The 20,661-nt window shown below is 59.4% G+C and carries 29 protein-coding genes and 1 pseudogene; 16 read left to right on the top strand and 14 right to left on the bottom strand.

What is annotated here, in order from left to right; genetic code table 11:
* The first annotated feature begins 199 nt into the window (after positions 1–199).
* The 5 genes from HV675_RS29225 (at position 200) to dnaB (ending at position 4,204) form a co-directional block, all read left to right on the top strand.
* Positions 200–433: a hypothetical protein gene (locus HV675_RS29225; protein ID WP_175114941.1), complete on the top strand. Its 234-nt coding sequence runs from the start codon at positions 200–202 to the stop codon at positions 431–433.
* Positions 434–1,246: 813 nt separating this feature from the next.
* Positions 1,247–1,726, top strand: a complete 480-nt coding sequence (locus HV675_RS29220; RefSeq protein WP_175114940.1) for a hypothetical protein — start codon at positions 1,247–1,249, stop codon at positions 1,724–1,726.
* Entirely contained in the window at positions 1,723–1,923 is a 201-nt protein-coding gene (locus HV675_RS29215; protein ID WP_175114939.1) for a hypothetical protein, read from the top strand. Before HV675_RS29220 ends, HV675_RS29215 begins: the two co-directional genes overlap by 4 nt.
* A complete protein-coding gene (locus tag HV675_RS29210; RefSeq protein ID WP_175114938.1) occupies positions 1,923–2,795 on the top strand; it encodes a hypothetical protein in 873 nt (290 codons plus the stop codon). Before HV675_RS29215 ends, HV675_RS29210 begins: the two co-directional genes overlap by 1 nt.
* Positions 2,792–4,204: a replicative DNA helicase gene (gene dnaB, locus HV675_RS29205; RefSeq protein ID WP_175114937.1), complete on the top strand. Its 1,413-nt coding sequence runs from the start codon at positions 2,792–2,794 to the stop codon at positions 4,202–4,204. Before HV675_RS29210 ends, dnaB begins: the two co-directional genes overlap by 4 nt.
* 25 nt (positions 4,205–4,229) lie before the next feature.
* Here dnaB and HV675_RS29200 read toward each other — a convergent pair whose 3' ends face one another.
* From HV675_RS29200 to HV675_RS32660, 3 genes are all read right to left on the bottom strand, one after another.
* On the bottom strand, positions 4,230–5,057 hold the full coding sequence (locus tag HV675_RS29200; RefSeq protein ID WP_175114936.1) for a hypothetical protein: 828 nt from the start codon (positions 5,055–5,057) through the stop codon (positions 4,230–4,232).
* A gap of 370 nt (positions 5,058–5,427) precedes the next feature.
* Positions 5,428–6,210 (bottom strand): endonuclease NucS domain-containing protein, encoded by a 783-nt coding sequence (locus HV675_RS29195; protein WP_175114935.1) that lies wholly within the window; start codon positions 6,208–6,210, stop codon positions 5,428–5,430.
* A gap of 148 nt (positions 6,211–6,358) precedes the next feature.
* A complete protein-coding gene (locus HV675_RS32660; protein WP_175114934.1) occupies positions 6,359–6,640 on the bottom strand; it encodes a hypothetical protein in 282 nt (93 codons plus the stop codon).
* A 208-nt stretch (positions 6,641–6,848) separates the two neighbouring features.
* Between HV675_RS32660 and HV675_RS29185 the strand changes: the two genes are divergently transcribed.
* Positions 6,849–7,439, top strand: coding sequence for a recombinase family protein (locus tag HV675_RS29185; protein ID WP_175114933.1), 591 nt, complete (start codon positions 6,849–6,851; stop codon positions 7,437–7,439).
* Between the two features lie 12 nt (positions 7,440–7,451).
* Here HV675_RS29185 and HV675_RS29180 read toward each other — a convergent pair whose 3' ends face one another.
* Positions 7,452–8,174, bottom strand: coding sequence for a hypothetical protein (locus HV675_RS29180; RefSeq protein WP_175114932.1), 723 nt, complete (start codon positions 8,172–8,174; stop codon positions 7,452–7,454).
* Positions 8,175–8,479: 305 nt separating this feature from the next.
* Between HV675_RS29180 and HV675_RS32655 the strand changes: the two are divergent.
* A pseudogene (locus tag HV675_RS32655) lies at positions 8,480–8,717 on the top strand (recombinase family protein); the annotation flags it as partial.
* A gap of 204 nt (positions 8,718–8,921) precedes the next feature.
* On the opposite strand, the gene HV675_RS29175 reads toward HV675_RS32655, so the two are convergent.
* Positions 8,922–9,287: a hypothetical protein gene (locus HV675_RS29175; RefSeq protein ID WP_175114931.1), complete on the bottom strand. Its 366-nt coding sequence runs from the start codon at positions 9,285–9,287 to the stop codon at positions 8,922–8,924.
* Between the two features lie 29 nt (positions 9,288–9,316).
* Positions 9,317–10,528, bottom strand: coding sequence for a PIN domain-containing protein (locus HV675_RS29170; protein ID WP_175114930.1), 1,212 nt, complete (start codon positions 10,526–10,528; stop codon positions 9,317–9,319).
* Between the two features lie 278 nt (positions 10,529–10,806).
* On the opposite strand from HV675_RS29170, the gene HV675_RS29165 reads away from it, so the two are divergent.
* Positions 10,807–11,643, top strand: coding sequence for an AAA family ATPase (locus tag HV675_RS29165; RefSeq protein ID WP_175114929.1), 837 nt, complete (start codon positions 10,807–10,809; stop codon positions 11,641–11,643).
* A 100-nt stretch (positions 11,644–11,743) separates the two neighbouring features.
* On the opposite strand, the gene HV675_RS29160 is transcribed toward HV675_RS29165, so the two are convergent.
* Together HV675_RS29160 and HV675_RS29155 are read right to left on the bottom strand one after the other, a co-directional pair.
* Positions 11,744–12,379, bottom strand: coding sequence for a hypothetical protein (locus HV675_RS29160; protein ID WP_246270622.1), 636 nt, complete (start codon positions 12,377–12,379; stop codon positions 11,744–11,746).
* Positions 12,376–12,567: a hypothetical protein gene (locus HV675_RS29155; protein ID WP_175114928.1), complete on the bottom strand. Its 192-nt coding sequence runs from the start codon at positions 12,565–12,567 to the stop codon at positions 12,376–12,378. The genes HV675_RS29160 and HV675_RS29155 overlap by 4 nt, the downstream gene beginning before the upstream one ends.
* A 253-nt stretch (positions 12,568–12,820) precedes the next feature.
* On the opposite strand from HV675_RS29155, the gene HV675_RS29150 reads away from it, so the two are divergent.
* The 5 genes from HV675_RS29150 to HV675_RS29130 all read left to right on the top strand — a co-directional run bounded on the left by HV675_RS29150 (position 12,821) and on the right by HV675_RS29130 (position 14,421).
* The gene (locus HV675_RS29150) at positions 12,821–13,234 is read left to right on the top strand and encodes a hypothetical protein (protein WP_175114927.1); all 414 of its coding nucleotides are present in this window, start codon (positions 12,821–12,823) and stop codon (positions 13,232–13,234) included.
* A gap of 46 nt (positions 13,235–13,280) precedes the next feature.
* Positions 13,281–13,577 (top strand): toxin-antitoxin system TumE family protein, encoded by a 297-nt coding sequence (locus tag HV675_RS29145; protein WP_175114926.1) that lies wholly within the window; start codon positions 13,281–13,283, stop codon positions 13,575–13,577.
* Positions 13,574–13,948, top strand: a complete 375-nt coding sequence (locus HV675_RS29140) for an HVO_A0114 family putative DNA-binding protein (protein ID WP_175114925.1) — start codon at positions 13,574–13,576, stop codon at positions 13,946–13,948. The genes HV675_RS29145 and HV675_RS29140 overlap by 4 nt, the downstream gene beginning before the upstream one ends.
* An 8-nt stretch (positions 13,949–13,956) precedes the next feature.
* On the top strand, positions 13,957–14,199 hold the full coding sequence (locus HV675_RS29135) for a hypothetical protein (protein ID WP_175114924.1): 243 nt from the start codon (positions 13,957–13,959) through the stop codon (positions 14,197–14,199).
* 78 nt (positions 14,200–14,277) lie between these two features.
* The gene (locus HV675_RS29130) at positions 14,278–14,421 is read left to right on the top strand and encodes a type II toxin-antitoxin system TacA family antitoxin (protein ID WP_175114923.1); all 144 of its coding nucleotides are present in this window, start codon (positions 14,278–14,280) and stop codon (positions 14,419–14,421) included.
* Positions 14,422–14,501: 80 nt separating this feature from the next.
* On the opposite strand, the gene HV675_RS29125 is transcribed toward HV675_RS29130, so the two are convergent.
* Positions 14,502–14,690 carry a hypothetical protein gene (locus tag HV675_RS29125; protein ID WP_175114922.1) on the bottom strand — a complete coding sequence of 63 codons (189 nt, stop codon included), beginning with the start codon at positions 14,688–14,690 and terminating at the stop codon, positions 14,502–14,504.
* Between the two features lie 64 nt (positions 14,691–14,754).
* On the opposite strand from HV675_RS29125, the gene HV675_RS29120 reads away from it, so the two are divergent.
* Both HV675_RS29120 and HV675_RS29115 read left to right on the top strand, forming a co-directional pair.
* Positions 14,755–15,288, top strand: coding sequence for an addiction module antidote protein (locus tag HV675_RS29120; RefSeq protein ID WP_175114921.1), 534 nt, complete (start codon positions 14,755–14,757; stop codon positions 15,286–15,288).
* Complete coding sequence (locus HV675_RS29115; protein WP_175114920.1) at positions 15,288–16,127, top strand: HNH endonuclease; 840 nt, start codon at positions 15,288–15,290, stop codon at positions 16,125–16,127. Before HV675_RS29120 ends, HV675_RS29115 begins: the two co-directional genes overlap by 1 nt.
* 33 nt (positions 16,128–16,160) lie before the next feature.
* Here HV675_RS29115 and HV675_RS29110 read toward each other — a convergent pair whose 3' ends face one another.
* The 4 genes from HV675_RS29110 to HV675_RS29095 are packed head-to-tail and all read right to left on the bottom strand — an operon-like array spanning position 16,161 to position 17,740.
* The gene (locus HV675_RS29110; protein ID WP_175114919.1) at positions 16,161–16,505 is read right to left on the bottom strand and encodes a hypothetical protein; all 345 of its coding nucleotides are present in this window, start codon (positions 16,503–16,505) and stop codon (positions 16,161–16,163) included.
* Positions 16,506–16,526: 21 nt separating this feature from the next.
* Entirely contained in the window at positions 16,527–16,757 is a 231-nt protein-coding gene (locus tag HV675_RS29105; protein ID WP_175114918.1) for a hypothetical protein, read from the bottom strand.
* Positions 16,758–16,795: 38 nt separating this feature from the next.
* Positions 16,796–17,185 (bottom strand): hypothetical protein, encoded by a 390-nt coding sequence (locus tag HV675_RS29100; protein ID WP_175114917.1) that lies wholly within the window; start codon positions 17,183–17,185, stop codon positions 16,796–16,798.
* A gap of 42 nt (positions 17,186–17,227) precedes the next feature.
* The gene (locus HV675_RS29095; protein WP_175114916.1) at positions 17,228–17,740 is read right to left on the bottom strand and encodes a superinfection exclusion B family protein; all 513 of its coding nucleotides are present in this window, start codon (positions 17,738–17,740) and stop codon (positions 17,228–17,230) included.
* A gap of 95 nt (positions 17,741–17,835) precedes the next feature.
* Between HV675_RS29095 and HV675_RS29090 the strand changes: the two genes are divergently transcribed.
* On the top strand, positions 17,836–18,054 hold the full coding sequence (locus tag HV675_RS29090) for a hypothetical protein (RefSeq protein ID WP_175114915.1): 219 nt from the start codon (positions 17,836–17,838) through the stop codon (positions 18,052–18,054).
* Between the two features lie 201 nt (positions 18,055–18,255).
* Here HV675_RS29090 and HV675_RS29085 read toward each other — a convergent pair whose 3' ends face one another.
* The gene (locus HV675_RS29085; protein WP_175114914.1) at positions 18,256–20,508 is read right to left on the bottom strand and encodes a KAP family P-loop NTPase fold protein; all 2,253 of its coding nucleotides are present in this window, start codon (positions 20,506–20,508) and stop codon (positions 18,256–18,258) included.
* Positions 20,509–20,661: the final 153 nt, after the last annotated feature.

Genomic DNA, 20,661 nt, shown 5'->3' with positions numbered 1-20,661 from the left:
CAGCTTGAACTCGAGCGTGTACTGTGCTCGCTTTGCCTTGCTTGTCATCGTTCTTCTCCTTGCTTGAGTTTACCTGTTCAGCAAGGGATTCGTTTTTCGGGGGCAAGCTCACTCCCTGTACGCGCCACCATCTGATCCCAAGCAAACCGACCAAATAGGAGAACCGCCATGAGGTAATTTTCAACTACCGAGAACCTCAATGAGCAGGAGCAGAAGGAAAACGCCGATTACGTCTCACGGCCTGTCCGAAGCAACCGACAAAGCCGCGTGGCACCGCGGATATCGCAAGCGCGAGCAGCAGCGCCTAAACGTCGAGCACCTCGAATTCATCGAGCGCAGTCACCGAGAGTATTCCGACCCGTGGGGCATGCTCAAGGATGGCAAGTGCGCGTGGAATGCGAGCCTGTACGGCACGCGGTGGATGCGCAAATGAGCCGCAGCCGCCGAAAGACCCCGATTTTCGGGTACTCGCGCGCCGAGTCCGAAGCCGCAGACAAGGCCATCTGGCATCGGCGACATCGCCGCGTGGAACGAAGCGCGTTAAAGGTCGCCGGCGTCGCCTACATGGCGACGAGTTACCGAGCGCATTCGAACCGGGCGTGGATGGCCAAAGACGGACGCCAATACTATCCGGACGATCCGCGATATCTCCGCAAATGAAAGAAGCCGCCCTCGGGCGGCTTTTTCGTTGGCCGGTATTGGTGTGTCGGGAACCGGTCAAACCCTGCAGCGGCAGCCCATCCCGCGTTTCGCCCTGGCGGAGGCGCAGACAGCAAGGGGATCACGCGATCTACTTATCCGGCCGCTGTGACGAAAACCGCATCTGCGCGCCGGCTTGGGTGCGATTTTTTTTCGACCTGGGGTTTTCGTACATCCCAACTGAGAGCCTTATAAAACAAGGGCTTGCAACCGGGCGATTTGTTGCTCGAGCAGAATATTGTCCATGGGGCAGAAACGCCCGTCGCCGGCGCTCCGCGGGCTATGTTGCAGCGGCGTGATTTCGGATAGAGTATTTTCTTCGCACCGCGAACGGTTGCACACGCAACCAGAAAGTGAAAAGCCCCGATCTCGACAATCGGGGCTTTTCGAAGGCTGATCCGTGGGCAAACGGGAAAGCCGGGCAACAGGACTAACAGGACATTCGACGAGTGGAAATGTTAGCCCAGCACCGGCAGATTCGCAACACCAACCCGTCGTCTTCGGGTCGCCTTCGAACTGAGATCCAACACTCATCGAAGGAACCCAGATGGTTACACTTGCAGAACTGAAGCAGCAATACGCTGACCAACCGGCGGCGATCACACATCCTGATACTGGCCCATCGCGGTCGATGCGCCGCACCCATGCGCGCTCGGAGCGTACTGCCAAAGCGGACCGCTTCTTTCGTATCATCGGCGTCGGTCCCGGCTCCAGATTCCGTCGTCGCCTGGCCGTCGCGCGCATCATCAAGCGCACGAACATCGAGAGGCGCATGCCGGTCGTCGCCGACTTGCGGCCGATCATCATGTCGTTCAACGTGATGCGCCGCGCTGAGGCATGGATCGCCATGCGCCGCGAGCTGACGCCAGCTGATGACTCTAACGACGCCAGCTTGTCCTTCATTGTCCCGCCGCCTTCCCTGCCAGCACCGCCTCCTCCTGCTTCAGCTCCCACGCCTTACATCCTGCCTATTAGGCAGAGATTTTTCACAGCACTGTCACGCAAGGCCGTCGCGAGGTTCGCATGAACACATTCGATGAAGTGTCACATGCAGCTCGCTGGGATGCCGCGCATTGGGTCGCGCACGGCGTCGCGTCGGTCCCTCAGCGGCATAAGGACGCCGCGGTTAAGGGCGTGATCGCCGGTCTGCTGCGCCTGCTTCCGCCTGCACCTGAAGGGCGCCGCGCTGTTTTTGATCCGCGTCTCTGGTCGGAGGTGCGCTAGTGGCCCGCATTCGCACCATCAAGCCCGACTTCTGGACCGATGAAAAAGTGGTCGAGCTTTCGCTTGCAGCTCGCCTGTTCTTCATCGGCTCATGGAACTTCGCGGACGACAACGGCAACCTCCAGCGGTCAGCCAAAAAACTGAAGATGCAGATCTTCCCGGCCGACGCGATTGACTGCGAGCCGATTATTCACTCACTGATCGCTCACGGATTACTCACTGAGTATTCCGTGAGTGGCGAAAACTATTTGCATATCATGGGTTTTAAGCGCCATCAGGTCATCAACCGTCCGTCGAAAACGGTCCTTCCGCAGCCTGATCCTGCTGTTCTTGCGGGGACACTCACGGAGTGCTCATTGATGGAAGGGAAGGGAAAGGAGTTAACTACTACTACGTCCCCAGGGCGTGACGTCCCTGGCGACCTGGTAGCAGCACCGGTGGCCAGGGACGAACCCGAACCCGCCGAAGCAGACGGTCAGCAGCCGTTCGAGCTCACTGCACCGACGGCAACCAAGGCGGTATCGAAGCTGCCAGCGTGCCCGGTCGAAGAGATCGTCAGGCTGTACCACGAGTGCATGCCCGACAACCCGCGCGTGCGCCTGATCAGCGACGAGCGCCGGCGAATCGTCGAGAAGCGCTGGCGACAGGCCGCGAAGATGACGGCCGTGCCGTTCGGCTATGGGTCAACGGCTGAGGGCGTGGCTGCATGGCGCACGTATTTCGAGGTCTGCAGCCAATCGCTGTTCCTGACGAACCGGACGCCACCAAGCCCGCGTCACGAGAACTGGCGAGCCGATTTCGATTTTCTGATCAGCGAAAAGGGCTTCACCCGCGCACTTGAAAACCGCTACCACCCCGAGGCAGCCGCATGAGCGCGATTCACGAAAACCCAGTGGCCGACGTCACCGTCGAAGCCGAGCAGGCGATACTCGGCGCGTTGCTCACCGACTCGCGCGCTATCGACCGCGTCGAGTTCCTGCGCGATGAGCAATTCTTCTTGCAAACCCACCGCCGCATCTTTGCCGCCATCCGCCGGATCTCGGCCCGAGGCGACGTGCCCGATGTGATGCTCGTGTGGACCGCGTTGAAGGACGCAAGCCATGCCGAGAACGACTCGCTCGCGTACCTCAACCAGATCGCGGGAAGCAGCCCGGGCGGCGCCAATGCGAAGCGCTATGCCCGCATGGTCGCCGACCGCTGGACACTGAGGAACATCGCCAGCGTCGCGCTCGATCTCGCGGATAAGGCGCGCAATCCCAAGGGTACCGAACCAGCTGCAATCGTCGAGACCGCGATCACCGCGCTCGAGGCGCTGCTGCCGAAAGCACCCAAAAGCCGCCAGTTCCTCAGCGGATGGTTGACGGACATCGTCGACCGCATCGATGCCGAGTACCAGGGCAACGCCGAGCGCACGAAACTCGTATCGACCGGGCTGCGCGATCTCGACGCGAAGCTCGACGGCGGCATGCGGCCCGGCGAAGTCATCATCGTCGCTGGACGCCCGAGCATGGGCAAGACGGCCGCGGCGCTCGGGATCGCAGACGCCGCCAGTACGACCGATGCGCCGGCGCTGGTCTTTAGCCAGGAGATGCCCGGCGAGCAGTTGGCGTTGCGTGCGCTCTCGCGGGCGTCAGGCATCCCCATCCCAAAGCTGAAAGATGGCAGCAAGATGGTCGATGCCGACTTCGCGCTGCTCACCACAGGCCTCGCCGATCTGAACGACGACCGGATCCTCATCGATGACCGTCCTGAGCTGTCGATCGCACAGATCCGCAGCAGCGCCCGCGATGTCAAGCGCGAGCATGGAAAGCTCGGCGTCATCGTGGTCGACTACCTGCAGCTGATGGCCGAGACCGAAGGCAGCAACCGCACGCAATCCGTCGGCGCGAACAGCCGCGGCCTCAAAGCACTGGCAAAGGAGCTGGACGTCCCCGTCGTCGTGCTCGCGCAGCTGAACCGCAAGCTCGAAGAGCGCGCCGACAGGCGTCCGATCATGTCCGACCTGCGCGACTCGGGCGAGATCGAGCAGGACGCCGACATCGTGGTGCTGCTCTACCGCGACGAGGTCTACAACCCGGACAGCGCAGACAAGGGCATCGTCGAACTCAACGTGGCCAAGCAGCGCAATGGCTCGACTGGCGTCGTGCCGGCGATCTTCGTCGGCGAGCGCACAGCGTTCCTCGACGCGCATGCCGGCGTGCAATTCGGTGCGGTGCGCGAGAAGAAAGCGGTGGGCTTCGGCTCAAGGCGCGCGTCCAAGCTTTACACGGAGATCGACTAACGTGCGCCCTGGGGGCAAGCGGTGCTCACGTTTCGGCGCGTTGCCCAATCCAAGACAGTACGGTGAGCACATCGCGGTATACCTCATTGACCATTTTTTCTTTGGAAAGCAGGCCGTCAAAGTACGTGGCGTACGCGATGTACATCATGTCGGCGACGTCGCTAGCGAGGTGATCGCTCCCGACGGAGCGATGGCCTCCACTGAGCAGCTTGCGGAGGAAAAGCAGGTAGTTCGCTATTGAATATCGGGCAGGAAGTCGTCGCACAGCCGCGTCCAACCGCCGCGGGAAGTCCTGCACGTCAGGATGCTTGCTGAGCGAGAAGGCGGTAAGTTCCAGCATCTGACGAACGATCTTGTTTCGCAGCGGACCACTGGTATGGTCGAGGCCCATTCGTAGTTGACGCTTATCGGCGTCGGTATAGATCGAGGCCATTCCATCGTATGCAGCTGGTATTTCAGCAACGTCGCGGCGTACTCGGTTGAAATGTTCAACGGCGTCCGTCGCAGTCCGTTGCACTGCGCGAATATGAGGCTCATCGCCACCTGCTGCACGTTTGATTTGCCCGTAAAACTGCGCAAACCCCGCTGTCTGCTCCTTGTCCACCATCCAACGCGTGTGGTTCTTTGTGTCAGCTGCGGTCTTTACGATTATGCGAGTCCCTCGCAGGATGAGGACCTGCTGCGGGAATCGATGGAGAATCTCGTACGACCGTTCAAGATTCCTGACGGGGTCGCCTTTGTACGCCTCCATGCCGGCTATGTCTGGAAGCACAGCGATGTTCGCCTTGGATGTCTCGAGGTAGCGCGTCAAGTCAGGCGACTGAAAGTAGTTTGCGTCGATTATTTTTCGCACGAGCAAATCCTGTGGGCAGCTATTAGTCGCGCCGTCGGGGGGCCGCCGCGACGGTTATGCGAGGGTCATTATCGGTCATTGCGTGCCGTGGCCAGCTTGGCGCATCAAGCCCAAGCAGATCCCGGGCGACGAGGCAGAACCCAATCAACGCGATGTGCCATCGCCACGGCCCCGCAAACCGGCTGGCGATGGGCACGGCAAGGGGCGGGGCGGCAATTGGCGTGGCAGCCGCACAGACCGCGTGTCACGCGACGCCGATCAGTTGCAGCAGCCGGGCGGAACAGAGATCGCAAGGAGGCTTTACGGCGACGGCGCTAAGAATACGATGGCGGGCGGCTTCGACACGATGCCGGACGACGACGTTTGAACGTCACGCGAAACCGTTGCCGGGTACCGAATGCAGCGAGAAGGCAAAATCGTATTCCAAGAGATGCACATTGCTCACGGCCGCTACGGCGTATCTGAGGCTTTCAGAGATGGACGCCCCGATGATCACGCCGAAAACGGCGCGCCCTTGCGCGATATGCATTCGCACCCAGCCCATATATCGAAGAAGCTGACTGAGCGCCTTGTCCGTTGCCGCACCACGCTTCAGTTCGATGACGTAAAGAGCGTCGTTTGCGATCGCTAAAATGTCGATTCGGCCAACGCCGGTCTGATATTCAACGCCGCGTTTACCGTCGGCATTGAATAGTGCGAGTGGGCGCTTGTGCCCCGGCATTGTTGGCAGATTGTCGACTATGAAGTTGTTCAGCTGGCGTTCTATCGGAAATTCGGTGAGGTGGACAAGCGACGCGGGATGTGTCTCACCCGTGACACGCTCGAGCAGACGTAATGTTTTGGCGCGACAATCACCTGCCCACTTCCCCGGAACGCTATCACCCAAGGCCTGCATGGCGGCGAAAACATGCCCGACGCCGCGAAGGTAGGTAGATGCTACGGATAACGAATCCTGGGCGTTCGCATCGTCTACCCAGTCTTGTAGCAATGCCAAAACGCAATGCAGGAGATTCTCACTGATTGCGGTCAGCGATTGAAACAGGTCGTCGTGTTCGGTTTCTCTGTATGCGTACTCGAAGCTTCCGAGCAGTTCAGAAATCCGTTCGGCGACAACGCGCAGGATCGCGCGGCTGTCTCGGCTAGCTTCGATCATCGACCGAATATGTTCTAAGTCTTGTCCGCTGCCCAAACTGTTCCCCGTGCTGTTTTTGGTGGGGCGGCACAGTACCAGACGGGAAATCCCGTTCTTAATGCGGATCAGACGCGAGTGATGGGATTGCGAAGACCGGACGCCACGCCGCTCAATCGCCTTCGAACGCGCTGAGCAGATCCGCCGGCAGCGGCGCGTCGAAGTCGTCCGCGACCTGGACTTGGCCGCGCAGCGCACCGCGCGTGCGTTCGGGCTTTGCAGGCGGCGCATCGACCCACATATCGATCTGGCGCGGATCGATGGCGGGTTCGTCAGGATCGACGCCACGCACCGCACGCTTGCGAGAGCCATCGGCAGGCTGCGCAACGGACACGCGCGGAAATATCTCGCGATTGAATATGGCGTCGGCCGTAATACGGACCAGTTCAGGCATCTTCACTCCTGCACAGCATGGCGTGTCCTCACATTGCGGACTGCCACGTACGTTACTCGAAAGGCGACCGGGGCGGCACTACCCCGCGCAACAAACGACCGAAAGTTGCGCGATGCCAACAGGCCTTAAAAAGTGCGCAACAATCCCATTGCTATCGATGTTGCGCACCGGCATGATGTGCGCACGTTTGATGAGCACAAGGACCGCAATGAGCCGCACTTTTCTTTACAGTCGTGTAAGCACCGCCACGCAGGACACCGCGAACCAGCTTCTCGAAGCCAAGAGCGCCGGATTCGACATCCCAGCATCGCGCGTCATTGCGGAAACCGTGTCTGGAACCGTGGCCGCGATGGAGCGCCCAGGGTTTCAGGCGTTGATCGAGCACAAGCTCGAAGCGGGTGATGTTTTGATCGTGACCAAGCTGGACCGACTAGGCCGCAACACAAGCGACGTGCTCGCAACCGTTGAACGGCTGACCGCGATGGACGTGCGCCTGCATTGCATAGCTATCCCAGGGACCGACCTCACCAGTCCATCGGGACGCTTTACGCTTACTGTGTTGGCCGCAGTGGCGACATTTGAACGCGACCTGCTGGTCGAACGAACACATGCGGGGTTGGCCCGTGCCCGCTCTGAAGGCCGCATAGGCGGTCGCAAAGAGTCGCTGACACCCGAGCAGAAAGCCGAGATACAGGCCGCAATGGCGCAGGGCAACGTGAGCGCCCGCGCGTTGGCGAAGCAATACGGCGTTGCACCCAACACGATCACCAAAGCCTGTCGAGAAACCGTGGCCGCGTAACGCAACCGCCGATCAGAGCGATTCCGGCTCTGCTGTTGAGGTAGGGGCGAGCAGGGCATCCGCGTTCAGGATCGGCGGCTGCTTACCCGGCACGCGATAGAAGTTGCAGACAACCACGCAACCGTTGAACTGCTCGTCGAGCCGCTTCAATTGCTGGTCCTGCTTTTCCTTGATTGCGCGGCCGAGCTTGAGCAGTCGGTCGGCCTCGGTGCTGTCGCTGGTCTGCGCCGCGGCGACGAGCTTGCTCTGGTGATATCGCAGCTCGATGTCGTGGTCCTTCAGCAGCTGGTCACGCTCACGCAAGTATTGCACGCCGAGCTCGCCCTTGCGCGTCGGTTTGCGCGTTGGCCGTGGCACGAACTGAACCGTCGTGTAGTCGTGCTCGAAGCCGGGACGCACGGGATCAGTGCCAGGAATACGGTATTCAGATGCGTACTCCGGCCCCGTGCGAGTCGATTCTGAGGCTTCACCGTCGTTTTTGGCGGCGCTGTGAAGATCGGGCGCGCGGCTCGAGCTCTGTGCACGCTTCTCCCCCTCCGCAACAACAGGCCCAAGCAAAGCGCGCCGCTGCGGATTAATCGCTTTCTGCCACTTGTCGCGCTGCGATTTCTGCCACACGGCCGGTTTGGAAATGCCCCATTTCTTTGCGATATCTCCGTAGCTGACGTCTTCGTCACGCTCCCACTCATCGCGTGCCTGTTCCCATTGTTCTTCAGTGAGTTTTCGATTCGCCATGCGTTACTCCGAGCCTTTACACATGCCTTCACGTTAAGGTCACGACGATGCATTTGATTCACGATGTAGACGCACCGCTTCACGCTTTGAGGGGGTGCAGTTCGTGTTCGGACTTCACGCGTGAAGAGACGTTGCCGAAACGTCCATCAGATAAAGGCAAAGCTGTGTTTACGGCGCTTTCGAAAACACATCGCGGCGATGTATAACCGATGCTCCTCACAGACAGCGGACAGCAGCGTGGCACGGATTCCTGAAACCATGCGTTGCGGCCTTTTGGTCACGGCAGCGGCCGTCGACCGCCTCGCCGCAACGCGATGGACGTGCGTGCCACCGTCGACCTGCTCAACAAGATGGGAGGCGCGTTCGTTGCCTCGTGCTCAGTGGAGTCGACCTGACGAGTTCTGCCGGGAAGATGATGATGGGTGTGATATTGCAACCGTCGCCGAGTTCGAACGCGATCTGCTCATTGAGAGTACGCATGCCGGCCTCGCGCGCGCAAAGGCCGAAGGGAAGGACGCCGGTCAAAAGTCTAATGTGACCCGTGCGCACGCAAAGCGTAGAACCGGTTCAAACAAGGCGCAACCGTCTCTGGACTGACCACACACTTTCGACCACGTGGTGGGCCATCACCCGGATCCGAGAGCGCCTCGATTGCCATCGACTAGATGGTGTTGGAATTGATTCGCGACCGAATGTGCCAAGGGGAGGGGGTGTCCCTTGAGAAGGGTAACCTCCCCCAGCGGTATCCTAATCGAGCAGGGTTACGAACGTGAGGTCGAAGTCCGCAGCGTATCGATCATCATTCGGCCGACGTTTGCCGCCATTCACGAATACGATGTGAGCCTTGCACTCTCGCCCGATGGCCCCAGAAATCAGATCGGAAAGTTTCGTCGTCAACGCATCGGATACAAACAGTTCCGCGTCCGGGACATCGCTGATAATCGTCATGCGCTTCTCGATCTGCAAACCTCTGCGATTGCGAGGAATGGTGCCGTCCTCAGCCTCCTCCTCGGCGACATCGAACGCCCTTTTAATACGCTCGACTTCGACTTCGAAATCCGCCGGCACGACGACTTCGAATAGCATGGGAATATTGAGTGAAAGATTTTTCATAAATTGCTTTCGTTGTCATCGCGCGCCGATCAGCTGCGCAAGATCTCTACCGATTCGATGAAGGGATTTGAGAGCCGCGGCCTCAAAGGATCGTTCTTACCGTCTTGGACAAGTTCGAAGTCTGCTCGCCAGTCCACATTGAAATTATAGGGCGGCAGCTCAATCATTCGAAATGACCCGTACATTTGGTCGAGTTTAAGTTCGGACAAGCCGATGATCGGAGCCGTGTAGCTGAAAGACACGGGCTCGACCTTTGGCGTAGGAATATCGACATAGCTGGCCGAATACGGCATGCCTTCTTGCCATAGTGTCCCCGGGACGAGCTGCGGGTGAACGTCCGCGCTCGCAAAACCCAAAGCGTGTCCTGGTACCCACTCCCACCCGTCGCGCGAGATCGAATACGTATTGCGAAAATAGACGTGACGCATTTCCTTCTTCACGAATACCGGTGGGTTATACATTGAATGACGCAAACGTTCGTTGCTTATGCCCTCAAGCGTGGGCTGTAGGTCAATACGATGCTTCGCCATCGGGAATACATGCCCCCAGAATTCAGTGGCACCGTCCAAAAGTAATGCAGCGGCGTCGACTATCTGTGGCGCGATACTTGGATCAACATCGGAAGACAGGAAGTTCAGCTCGCTCGCCAGCTCGTCCGCGTTGCTTACGAATTTTGTATTCGGTGCCCGCGACTTTACGTGCTCGACGAGCCGTTTATCGTTGCTCACGAACATCGCCGTCTCTGTACCGTGCGCCGGCAGAGTCCCCGCCATCTGAATGAATGTCTCGGCGATCACCGCGTCTTTGAATCCCTTTTCTTTGCTAGGGTCGGGATCGAACGGGGGCGCCCTTCGGCCCGCCGCCTTTATAAGGCTTGCCCAATTAACGGTGGAAGTGTCACACGGGACGACTTCGACGCCATGACGCGCCAATTCATCGCTAACGAACCTGGCGATCTCACTGGTCATGGACTCCTCGGCTGCCAGCCATGTCGCGCCGAAGAGTTTCGGCATTTTTGACGCGACGCCGAAGATGTGCTTGATATTCGCCCGAAGCTGAACTTCGCGTTCCACTTGAACCATTTCCGGAATCGTCCACCGGATCTCAAGCTCCTCATGCTGAGGGTCGAGAATGATCTTCGAGATGTTCGGCGGAATTAAATCTTCACCGCTCTCCTTCACCCACAGGGCATTGGCATCGAACATGATATGCAATTGGGATTTTTTCGTCGGAGCGTTCATATTGTTATTTCCTCCAGAATCTCAAAACACGTTGCGCCCGAATGGTACCTGAGAGGCTCGTCGCGCGCTCAATTGCGGGCGGTCTAGTAGCCGGAGGGCCGTTACGGGCAACGCGATGATCGGCTCGTTTCCGAACCGAACGCACACTCAAAAGATCGGGGGAAGCAGCGCGCTTTGACTTGTTATGGCCGTTGCGGCGATGTATAACCGCTGCTCCCCAACAGCGCTTGACGTCCAATGCGCCACGCGCTGAGCTTCGCACCGACCAGGGAGTGAATATGACAGAAGCGTCTGAAGGAAAGGACAATCAACCGCTACTGCGCAGCGCCAGTGCCGTACAGGCCGATGCGTCGAAGGCGTGGCTCATCGACCAATTGCTTGAGCGGGGCAAACTTGGCGTGATCTACGGGCCACCGAAGTCGGGCCGCTCGTTCGTCGCGCTCGACCTGGCCGTCGCCGCAGCGAATGGAGAGCCGTGGTTCGGTCGCCAGGTCAAGCAGGTGCCCGTCACCTACGTCTGGAACGGCGATGCGAGCAGTTGCTCACGCCGGCTCGAGGCGCTGAGCAAGCGAGGTCGGCGCTTGCCCGATACCCTGCGAGTTTTCGGCGGCACCTTCAGTTGGGGATTTAAGCGCAACCTTTGGGATAGTGGCGACAAAGAACCGGAACCGCTGGTCCGGGAGATTAACGCAGCCAATGCGCGCGACGGGCTGATCGTGATCGATTCGGTCATGGAGACCTGGAAGGTGCTCAACGAAGTCCCGCATATCGTCGCCGAATGCGCGGCGCTGAGCGAGCAAACGGGCTGCGCTGTAGTCTTGGTCGATCAGTTCGGCACCGTGAGCAGCACAAACGGCACGCCACGCGAACTGTCCGGCATCCTCGGCTCGGTCGATTTCGCGGTACAGGTAGCGCCGTCGCAGTTCGGCGGCCGCGAATGGACCGTCACCGCCGCGCGCGAGGCAGCAAGCGGCGAGCGGCGCTCATTCGACTTGGTGCCGGTCCAGATCAGCGAAAACAACTTCGGGCATCAATCAACGGCGTGCGTGGTTGAGGACCGTGGCGTAGATCGCGGGCTTGACGAGCTTCGCAGCGCAGGCCAATCAGAGAAGTGAACCGGGGGCAACTGCCGTTGTAGCTCTCCCGGAAGCATCGCGACGATTTAAAGCAGCGCTCCCGCGCCGACGTGAACTCAGCGTCGGCATTTCGACGCGATCACCGCACCCCACGACGGCGAGAAACGCGGCGCCTGACCGGTCGTGCCGCAGGGGCGCTGGCGTTTGCCCGTTGATCGGGATCGGCAGGGGCAGCCGTCGAGCCCGGGTCGACGATCCGGTCTTCGCGGAAGTCGATGACCGGCGCCCAGAAGCGCTGCCACCATGTGACTTTCGCGAGGAGATCGCGGGGATACCGTTCCGCGCGCAGCAGCTCGTTATGGCAGATGACGTTGAGCACGTGCAGCACGGGAGGTTCGTCGGCTTCGATCTCCAGCCGCGCGTCTGTCACGCGCAGCAAAACATCCTCGCTCGGAGCGCCGACCATCTGACGCTCCAAGCCGCTGTACTCGCGTGACAGATCGTGGTGAAGCCGAGCCCGCTGAGCTGACCCATAGACGAGATTGATCGCCGAAATAATGGTGACAAGCGCTGACGCGATCAGTGCGAGCGCATGATAGTCCTTGTCGAGCACGCCATAGATCGCAGCCGATCCGAAAATCAGCGAAATGACGTTCCCCCACTGGTCACAGCGGTCAAAGAACGCGCGCCTACGCTGATGGTATCGGATCGAGCGGCGGATACCGAAAAGCATGTCCGCCCAGCGACGGTCGAGCGGCCTATCGGTATCGGTCACCGCTTCGGCTTCCGGCCCGGATCAGGGGGTGCCAATGTATCGCGCACGATCGGGCGGTCTTTGTAATCCTCCTGGACATAGCCGCCGCGCTCCGAATCGTGCGTCGGCCGGCTCGGGCGCGAAGGAACGCTGTCTTGACCCATGCCACCACGCCCCGGCGGGACGGGCTTTTTACTTTTGTCGTTCATGGCTTTCTCGATTACCCCGTGAAGTAGCCGGACGATTCTACAGGACAGATGGCCCCAATTTAATGCGCATACGGCCACGCAGGGGCGACGAGCGAAGGCTCTGGGGCACCCAGAACGGCACAGTGCGGTACCCCAGAATCGCCGGCACAACGCCGAACGTTCGCCGTTCACTAGCCTTACCGCTTCTCGAATGGATAGGGTCGCGGGCTGCCGGCTATCATCCGCGTCCGGTTGATGAACTATGGACCCTGAAATGACCGACCCGAACCGGGCAGCGAGCGCGCTGCAGCCCTTGTTTGAGCGCCTGAATGCCGAGGGCACCCTGCCGTTTCTCGCGAAGCAGAGCGGCATCCCGGAACCGGAGATCCAGCGAGCCCTGAGCGTGGACTCCCTGCGGACATACGCAGTGGTCGAACACATTCTGCGCGCGCTCGACCTGCAGGTGCGCGTGACCGCTGTTGACCCGACCATGCCGCGGGCACCGCTGAACCTGCCGCTAATCACGTCCGAAGACCACGCGGCGGCCGTGGAGCGGTTTCTGGCACTGGAAGCGCGCTATCCAGGCGAGGGCTCGCCGGTGACGATGGAGATGATGGTCCTCTCCGTGGCGATCCAGAAATATGACGACCGACACCGGCTCGCGCCGAGCATCGACTACCTACATTGACGGGGCGGCACATTGAGATCAAACTACAGGCGTGATATGCTACGTCATGGCTGATAAGAAACCAATCGACGAAAGCCACCATGTCACCAGACGAAAGGGCGGCGGCATTTTGCGCCGGGAAGTCTGGGTCGACGAAGACGGCAATGTGACCCGATACAACCTCGCGTACATCAATCGCGAGCTGTATCAGAGTGACAACGGCAGGGTAGTGGGATACGACAACGCGCACGGCTACCACCACCGGCACTACTTCGGAACCATTGAGCCGGTCGAGTTTGTCAGCTTCGAAGGCGTCGAGGAACAATTCGCGCGTGATTGGATTGCATTAAGGAGTCAGGCATGACCAAGCTGAAAATCGGATTGGGAACGGAAGCGGATTTCTTCGCACGCGGCAAACAGATCGCGCGCAAGCTGGATCGCGGCGAGAAGGTCGAAGAATCGTTCTCGATCACGTTCGAGGATCCCGCCGATGCACTGGAGCTGCTCACGCAGGCGCGTGTCGGGCTGTTCCGTGCGATCAAGGCGGAGCCGGCATCGATCACCAGCATCGCTGCCCGCCTGCATCGCGATCGCAGCGCCGTAAAGCGGGACGTCGACGCCCTGCTCGCGGCGGGACTGGTGTCGGTCGAAGTGGCACCGAATCCGGGCCACGGCACGCATAAAGTGGTGCGGGCGGTCGCGTCGCGGGTCGACATGCATGTGCTGATCGACTGACACGCAAAATGGACATCCAGACCGAAGACGAGCACCAGTCAGCGCTCGCACGCTGCTCCGTGCTAGTCGACATCGACCCGGAGCGGGGGGCGCCCGAGGGCGACGAGATTGAGGCGCTGTCGATTGCCATCGAGCGGTACGGAGACGAGCACTACCCGATGCGGGAATCCGTCGAGGACATGGAACTGGCGAAGATCGTCTGCGACCGCGCCGACGAACCGCCCGTGCCGGTCGACATCAAGAGCCTGTAGCGGCCAGGTGTGCGCGGCACAGAGGGTCCGGCTACGTTGCTGGAACCCTTTGTAAAGCTCGAGGAAAAGGAAGGCGAAATGGACCACGATCAGATTTTGTTCACGCTCGAGGAACTGGCGTTCGAAGCGTTCGTCGCCGAACTGGATCCACCGCAGCCGCAGCGCAATGCTGGCCTCGAGCGTCTGATGGCCGTGCAGGCACCGTGGGACGTCGATGAATGAACTGCCGTACGACGAGCACGTCGAGCGCACGCACTACCATAGCCTGCGTCGGCTGATCGATGCGGAGCGCAGGACGTAGCCTAGCTGGCGTTGTCCGACCGCTCCAATTCCTTGTCCGGACCAACCTGATACGCCCTGCGCTTGGCATCAGCGAGAATGCGTGGCCACACGGCCATGATATCGATCTGCGGCACCGCTAAAACCGACTGCTCGCCGTCATCAAACGGCGCGTCGATTACCGCCGTATCCGCGTTTTCTTGTTCGTGCATTTCGTCTCCGGGACGTTGGGAATTGACGCAGAGAATCACGTCACGAACTCATAGACCCAAACGCATGAAAAACACAAAACCATTCGACGCTGCGAAATACCTGACCGACGACGAGACAATCCGCCATTACCTCGCTGAGGCCTTCGAGAGCAGCGTCCCCGCGATTGCCCGGACCGCGCTGCACGACGTCGCACGGGCAAAGGGCGTGCAGGACGTGGCGCGCGATGCCGGCATGACACGCAAGGCGTTCGAACAAGCGCTGGCCGACGAGCATGTCGGCTATCTGACCATCCGCCGAATCGTCGAAGCGCTGGGGTTTTCGCTAACCACAGTGCCGGCCGAATCGCCAGTTTTCCGGCGAATCATGGCCGCACGCTACAAGCGGTCGACTAGGCGTCTGCACGTCGAATTCTTGCTCGGCGTCGAGTACATGATCCCGGTCGGACATATCGAGAAGCTGACTGCACTGGAGCCGACGGCCTCCGACCTGAAGCACGTCGAGGTGTCCAAGCGCGGTCGCTGCATCCGCTTTCCCAAGCTCGGCGTGAAAATTCGCGTGCCCGACATCAAGCGGGCGGCCATGGGGGCGTTCAGCTGATGAACCCAACCAGCGACTACCGGCTGGATCTGAACAAAGACGACTTCGCAGAAGCCGTCCGGCTACTGTCACGCATGCATCCGTCCGACGTGAACGGCCGCTTGTTGTTCGTCTTCCGGCGCGGTTGGTTGGAACTCAAGCGTACCACCCCGATGGGCATAGCACAGGCTCAAACGTCGATCTACGCGAGTGGATGGTGGCAAGGCCTCGTAAGCGTCGACTGGAAAGACGCGCTAAGCGTGCTCGATGACCTGTGGTTTCTCGACCCGTTCTATCTGACGTTCTCGCAACAATCGAACGTGTTCGCATTCGGCAGTCGCGTCGTCCGTGGCCGGGGCGGTGCCACACAGCAGCAATTGAAGTTCGACGCACCCGCGAACACCGATGCTCGGGTGCAGCCAGAAGCAGAGCCAGTCACGCTGCTAGACGAACTGCTCGCCCGAATTGCACGGATTGACGTAGGGAACGCTGGGAAGCCTCCGGTGAAGATGAGCGAGATCGCCGAGCGGTACGAGCGCGATGCGGAGCTTGTGCGGCTGCTGAAGGATGCGCGAGGGGGAAAGTGCCAGGTGTGCGGGCATACCTTCAGAATGCGCAACGGCGGCACGTACACGGAAGCGCATCATCTCGAAGAACTGGTGAATGGTGGCCTCGACGTGTCGCGCAACATGCTGATCGTCTGCGCGAATCATCACCGCATGTTCCACTACGGCGACGTCGAGATCATCGAGCACACCGCCGAGCAGATCATAGTGCGGATCGACGACGAAACACATACGATCCCGCTCGCGTTCGTTCCGCCGCCAAAGCAAGCGTCAGCGGAAGCGCTGGCGCCATGAGCCAACTGAGAGGATGCGGTATCACCCCGCCTGCTATCTGAACCCGAGCGACATAAGTTCGCGCTCCAGCGACGTACGCGAAACGAACTTCTTCAGGAAGCCCCGAGATTCCATTTTCGCGCGCGCCTGCAGGACCGCTTTCTCTTTCGACAGTCGAACGATGGACATCAGACTCGTCGCGCGTCGCTCCAGCGCTGCCTGCCAGCTCTGGTCGTAGGAAGCCAAGGTTTGAAGTGCGCCGGCGAGGCCGGCGACAATTTCCGGACACGAACCCGCTCGCAATTCGGGGCGACCACTCCGGTCCAGGAACCACCCATAGATGTATCCGGCCGCGTCCCACAACACTAGATCGAGCCGGGTCGGCTGCCCTTCAAGCAAGTAGTTGTTGAGTTCCTCAATCTACTCAAACAATGTGGCAAGCGCCGCGTGCGTGTCTGCGCCAACGCCTGCAAGCGATTCGTCGAGCGAGCGCAATGCAAGCCGCTGTGTTGCAACGTGTGCGGCCATCAAGGCGGCTCCTACTTCGCACCGGATGGGATGGCTGTCGTTGAACGGCGTGAACATGCAGGACAATTCGTCGTCAAGTTCGAGCGGCGTAAGCTCAAATAGTGGCTTCTTTTCTGTCGACACGGGTCACCTCGTCACGCAAACAATGTAGTGCGCCATCTTTAACGCCAGTCAGACAGATCCATGTACGGCATGAAGCGCGTCTTAAGCACGTCAAGCTGCTCCGTGGCCCATGCGGCTGCGGCAGCGCGATCCCGATCGGCATGCGCGGCTTGATCCGAGACGTCTTTCAAAAAGTCCGCGATCTCCCGCTTGAAAAGGAAGGGAGCTGCGGCTGTGCGCCCACGAAAGATCCCGACATCGTGCGGTTCCATCGGCCGCTCCAACACTAGTTCAGTGAGAAACGTCGCCGTATACAAATAAATTTCATGGCGCTTCTCGAACAAGTCCAGCATGAACCTAGCGTGCGCAACCTTGTACTGGCGATAAGCAATGGCTGCGGCTATGCAGCCGATCACCAAGGCGACAATTGCTGCCGGGATACCCTTCATTATCTCGCACCACATGCCATCCCCCTGTACTGCGATGCGCCGCTACTCGGTCGTGTCATTGAGCAAGTCCGGTTTTCCCTCAAGGATTTCGCGCGCCCATGGCTGCATCAAAAACGGGAATCCGTTAAGTGTGCCAACCTGCGACGCCCGAAGAAGTATGCCTTTTGCTTCAAGCCCCCGCGCGACGCCGTCGCTGATCGAGTACGACACCGACGATTTTCGATCCCGGATGTACGGGCGCAAGCGCTTCTTTTCGTCGGGCTCCAGCCGCTCCATCTTCCTGCGTTGACTGCGGCTGGTCATACCAGTCAATATCGCTATCCCGATCCAGTCGTGGATTTCGCCGATCAGGTGCGCGAGTAGAAAAGCGCATGACGCGACGAATAGCGCACCAATCCATGATCGGTACGTTTGAACGAACGCCGTCGTGCCCACGGTTGCCTGGATCGTCGCCGGCGCGAACAGCAGGAACGCGCTCGCTGCCGCAATGCCGATCAACGGCTTAACGGCAAACTCGGCGAACGCTTTTATGCCCTCCAGCACTTCTTTTAGCATGTCTCTTCTCCCCGTCTGGACCGGCGTATTCTGCCACTGTGCGGACCGGGTAGGCGACGCGTTCAAAACCGGGGCGTCTATGTAAAATTCATCGCATGAACGAACTGCTGTACGACGAACACATCGAGCGCACGCGCCATGCGATCATGAAGCGCATCGAACAGGCGCGCGAGCATTCACCAAGCAGCCCGCAGCACGAAGCGTATCTCCGTACCGCCGGGACGATCCTGACCGGCCTGACCCGCAACTTCGAGGTCGCCGACGAGGACTACGATAGCCTGCGTCGGCGGATCGATGCGGAGCGCGGGACGTAGCCTATCCGGCGTTGTCCGACTGCTCCAGTTCGCTGTCTAGAGCAGCCTGACATACCCGGCGTCTCGCACCTGCCATGAGGAGTGGCCAGACGGCCAAGAGATCAACCTGCGGCGTCGTTGAAGCCGACTACTCAAACGGCGCATCGAGCACCGCTGTATCCGTGTTTTCGTGATCCTGCCATGCGCCCTTCGAACGTGTCCTTATGACGTACTGACCGGCGCCGGGCTGTCCTGCGGTGGGCTGTTGCGGATTGTATCCATGCCCTTTTCGAATTCCCGCGTGGCTTCAGTTTCCACTTCATCGAGTATTCGACCGGAAGCGATCTCACGCAGGCGTGCGGATAGTTGCTCGAGATTCGTTGGAGGAAGAAGATAAGGCTCGAAAAGTTTTGGATCAACCGAGGCGATGCGATGCGTGACCCGCTCTCCGTATGTGTAGGACGTCCCGACTCGTACGGCCTTGACGAGCAATTTCAACAGCACTTCGTCGTCGTCCATGGCGCGTTGGAACCATTGCTGGATTTCTGCTATGTCAGCCCAATTACTCCATACCAGCAGCGCGAGGTAAACATCGGGCAGTTGAATTAGGCCGTCACCCCGCGCTATTTTACGCAACCGGGCAGTCACAATGTCTCTCAATTGTTCCACCGTCGCAGGCGCAAAGGCTTGGAAGGCCGAATCACGTTGCGCAGCGTCCGCCTGATACATCCGGTCAATGCTATACGCGATTCTGCATGCTAATCCGATGGCTTCGCCTTCCCGGATTAGTCTCAGAATTGTTGTTTCGCGTTGGTTGTCGGGCAACGCCTTTGCAAGGTGATTGATGAGCCAGAAGGCGTGTACGTCCGCGTGAACACTGAAAAATCCGGGTACCGAATTACGTGGGTCACTCAAAAACCCGTCTCCCACGCGGAAAAATGCTTCCATGCATGCGGCTGCAAATGGGACCGGTAGGTCGTCGAGCTTTGTCAGTGCTGTGATCAAGTCGTTGGCTTTGCAAGGCCCGGAAGGTCGGCGCTCGTCGAACGCCACGACCCAAGCGTCAGCCAGCGCATCAACATTTTCCCCAAGGCGGATAAAGGCGCGTAACTCCTGCTCGCTCAACACGTCGGGGGAAACTCCGAACTGGAAATATCTATCGAACTTTTCGGACACGCAAACTCGGGCTTGTGCGCTCCAGCGACGCAGCGAGTCGGTGCCGTACGTAACATTTCCCCATACCCACTGCAGGCGTGGGAAAAGGCGTTTCATTAATGCTTTAACCGGCGCTCGATGTCTGGCAGACAGGGTTTCCAACCATCCGTCGTGGAACTGCTGAGCTTCCACGCGCTCCCCTCGGTCAGGCGCAAGACCGGTGAATTTGGCTTTGTTATCGCGGATCACTGCGTATGCGGCCGGAACAAATACACGTAGGAACTCGAGGGCAATGAAATCCACAGGATTCACCTCACCCCGTACCGCGGGAAACGTAACCATAAGTGCGTTCACTGCCCGAACCACATCGCGGGGAGTCTGGACTAGCGGCGATAGTCCATCATGAAAGACATTGCTCCAATGTGTCGTATCGACCGCAATCTCATCGTTCCCGAGCGTACCAATGAGGCGATCAAGGTCGCGCAGAAGCTTCTGGATGAGGAACTCGTCCGAAACCGCGGGCAAGACGAACTGCGCCTGTACAATTTTTTCGAGGTATGCATCGCCATCTGCAATTGCGAGCGAAGTCCGTAACGCTTCGGAGACAAGACGGCGGTCGAAAGCCAATATGTATACAACGTTCGGGAAATCCGCGACGGCTTTGATCACCTTGAAGACTTCGCGTATTTCATACGGTGCAAGCCTATCGATGTCATCGACGAACACTACAAATCGCTGTGCCGCCTTCTCCAAAGCGTCGGACACTTCCGCCTTCAGTTTTCGAACGTCTTTGGGCGTTCGCTTGAACCTCTTAAGCAGCCCTGACGCAAACGTTCCAAGCAACGGAATCGGAGCTCCCGTGGCAGCAGAAATGCTTGTTGCTACGGCAGAGCCGATCGCATCGGCATATTCAGCAAACGCGTCGGCGACGGCCATCAGTGTTTTGTTTTCTTGCGGGAAGCGTGCACGAAACTGCTCTAGAAACTGCAACGTCAGTTGCTCACGGTCCGCAAACCACCACGGATTGAACTCTACGCTCACGGGAAGCACTAATTCGTTTTTGACGACAGCTACATTCTGATCCAGCAGATAATGCCGCACGAAATTGAGTAAGCTCGTCTTCCCGGCGCCCCATGGCCCATCTATCGCCATTACGAGGCCCTTTGGACTCGGGGTCGTCGCGGCGGCTCGAGCAATAGTACGGGCGAAAGGGGCATAGCCGAACTCGTCAAAGGACGGATGCGCTTGCGGCGCGTCGCTGCCCAATGGGCTCTCGATTACGGGCTCAACGGCGGATGTTCTCTGGTTTTCGCCTGCCATTGTGGGTGCTCTTACTGGTTAAGTTTTCCGTAGGCCAGCCTAACCGTCGGCATCGATCGTTCGATGCTCATCTGCGCCTGGCGATCCTGTCATGTTTGATGCGAGAAGAGTATCGGGCGACGCTGTTTCAACGAAAAGGATAGTGCTAGCATG

Source organism: Paraburkholderia solisilvae (genome assembly GCF_902859875.1).
Lineage (GTDB): Bacteria > Pseudomonadota > Gammaproteobacteria > Burkholderiales > Burkholderiaceae > Paraburkholderia > Paraburkholderia solisilvae.
This window is presented reverse-complemented; position numbering and strand designations above follow the sequence as displayed.

Excerpts from the sequence above, each read along its gene's own strand:
- HV675_RS29215 (WP_175114939.1), top strand. The coding sequence starts at position 1,723 with ATGAACACATTCGATGAAGTGTCACATGCAGCTCGCTGGGATGCCGCG.
- HV675_RS32660 (WP_175114934.1), bottom strand. The coding sequence starts at position 6,640 with ATGCCTGAACTGGTCCGTATTACGGCCGACGCCATATTCAATCGCGAG.
- HV675_RS29140 (WP_175114925.1), top strand. The coding sequence starts at position 13,574 with ATGACCAAGCTGAAAATCGGATTGGGAACGGAAGCGGATTTCTTCGCA.
- HV675_RS29100 (WP_175114917.1), bottom strand. The coding sequence starts at position 17,185 with ATGAAGGGTATCCCGGCAGCAATTGTCGCCTTGGTGATCGGCTGCATA.
- HV675_RS29130 (WP_175114923.1), top strand. The coding sequence starts at position 14,278 with ATGGACCACGATCAGATTTTGTTCACGCTCGAGGAACTGGCGTTCGAA.
- HV675_RS29085 (WP_175114914.1), bottom strand. The coding sequence starts at position 20,508 with ATGGCAGGCGAAAACCAGAGAACATCCGCCGTTGAGCCCGTAATCGAG.
- HV675_RS29220 (WP_175114940.1), top strand. The coding sequence starts at position 1,247 with ATGGTTACACTTGCAGAACTGAAGCAGCAATACGCTGACCAACCGGCG.
- HV675_RS29135 (WP_175114924.1), top strand. The coding sequence starts at position 13,957 with ATGGACATCCAGACCGAAGACGAGCACCAGTCAGCGCTCGCACGCTGC.
- HV675_RS29150 (WP_175114927.1), top strand. The coding sequence starts at position 12,821 with ATGACCGACCCGAACCGGGCAGCGAGCGCGCTGCAGCCCTTGTTTGAG.
- HV675_RS29195 (WP_175114935.1), bottom strand. The coding sequence starts at position 6,210 with ATGATCGAAGCTAGCCGAGACAGCCGCGCGATCCTGCGCGTTGTCGCC.
- HV675_RS29090 (WP_175114915.1), top strand. The coding sequence starts at position 17,836 with ATGAACGAACTGCTGTACGACGAACACATCGAGCGCACGCGCCATGCG.
- HV675_RS29165 (WP_175114929.1), top strand. The coding sequence starts at position 10,807 with ATGACAGAAGCGTCTGAAGGAAAGGACAATCAACCGCTACTGCGCAGC.
- dnaB (WP_175114937.1), top strand. The coding sequence starts at position 2,792 with ATGAGCGCGATTCACGAAAACCCAGTGGCCGACGTCACCGTCGAAGCC.
- HV675_RS29225 (WP_175114941.1), top strand. The coding sequence starts at position 200 with ATGAGCAGGAGCAGAAGGAAAACGCCGATTACGTCTCACGGCCTGTCC.
- HV675_RS29125 (WP_175114922.1), bottom strand. The coding sequence starts at position 14,690 with ATGCACGAACAAGAAAACGCGGATACGGCGGTAATCGACGCGCCGTTT.
- HV675_RS29095 (WP_175114916.1), bottom strand. The coding sequence starts at position 17,740 with ATGCTAAAAGAAGTGCTGGAGGGCATAAAAGCGTTCGCCGAGTTTGCC.
- HV675_RS29180 (WP_175114932.1), bottom strand. The coding sequence starts at position 8,174 with ATGGCGAATCGAAAACTCACTGAAGAACAATGGGAACAGGCACGCGAT.
- HV675_RS29185 (WP_175114933.1), top strand. The coding sequence starts at position 6,849 with ATGAGCCGCACTTTTCTTTACAGTCGTGTAAGCACCGCCACGCAGGAC.
- HV675_RS29120 (WP_175114921.1), top strand. The coding sequence starts at position 14,755 with ATGAAAAACACAAAACCATTCGACGCTGCGAAATACCTGACCGACGAC.
- HV675_RS29145 (WP_175114926.1), top strand. The coding sequence starts at position 13,281 with ATGGCTGATAAGAAACCAATCGACGAAAGCCACCATGTCACCAGACGA.
- HV675_RS29175 (WP_175114931.1), bottom strand. The coding sequence starts at position 9,287 with ATGAAAAATCTTTCACTCAATATTCCCATGCTATTCGAAGTCGTCGTG.
- HV675_RS29170 (WP_175114930.1), bottom strand. The coding sequence starts at position 10,528 with ATGAACGCTCCGACGAAAAAATCCCAATTGCATATCATGTTCGATGCC.
- HV675_RS29155 (WP_175114928.1), bottom strand. The coding sequence starts at position 12,567 with ATGAACGACAAAAGTAAAAAGCCCGTCCCGCCGGGGCGTGGTGGCATG.
- HV675_RS29115 (WP_175114920.1), top strand. The coding sequence starts at position 15,288 with ATGAACCCAACCAGCGACTACCGGCTGGATCTGAACAAAGACGACTTC.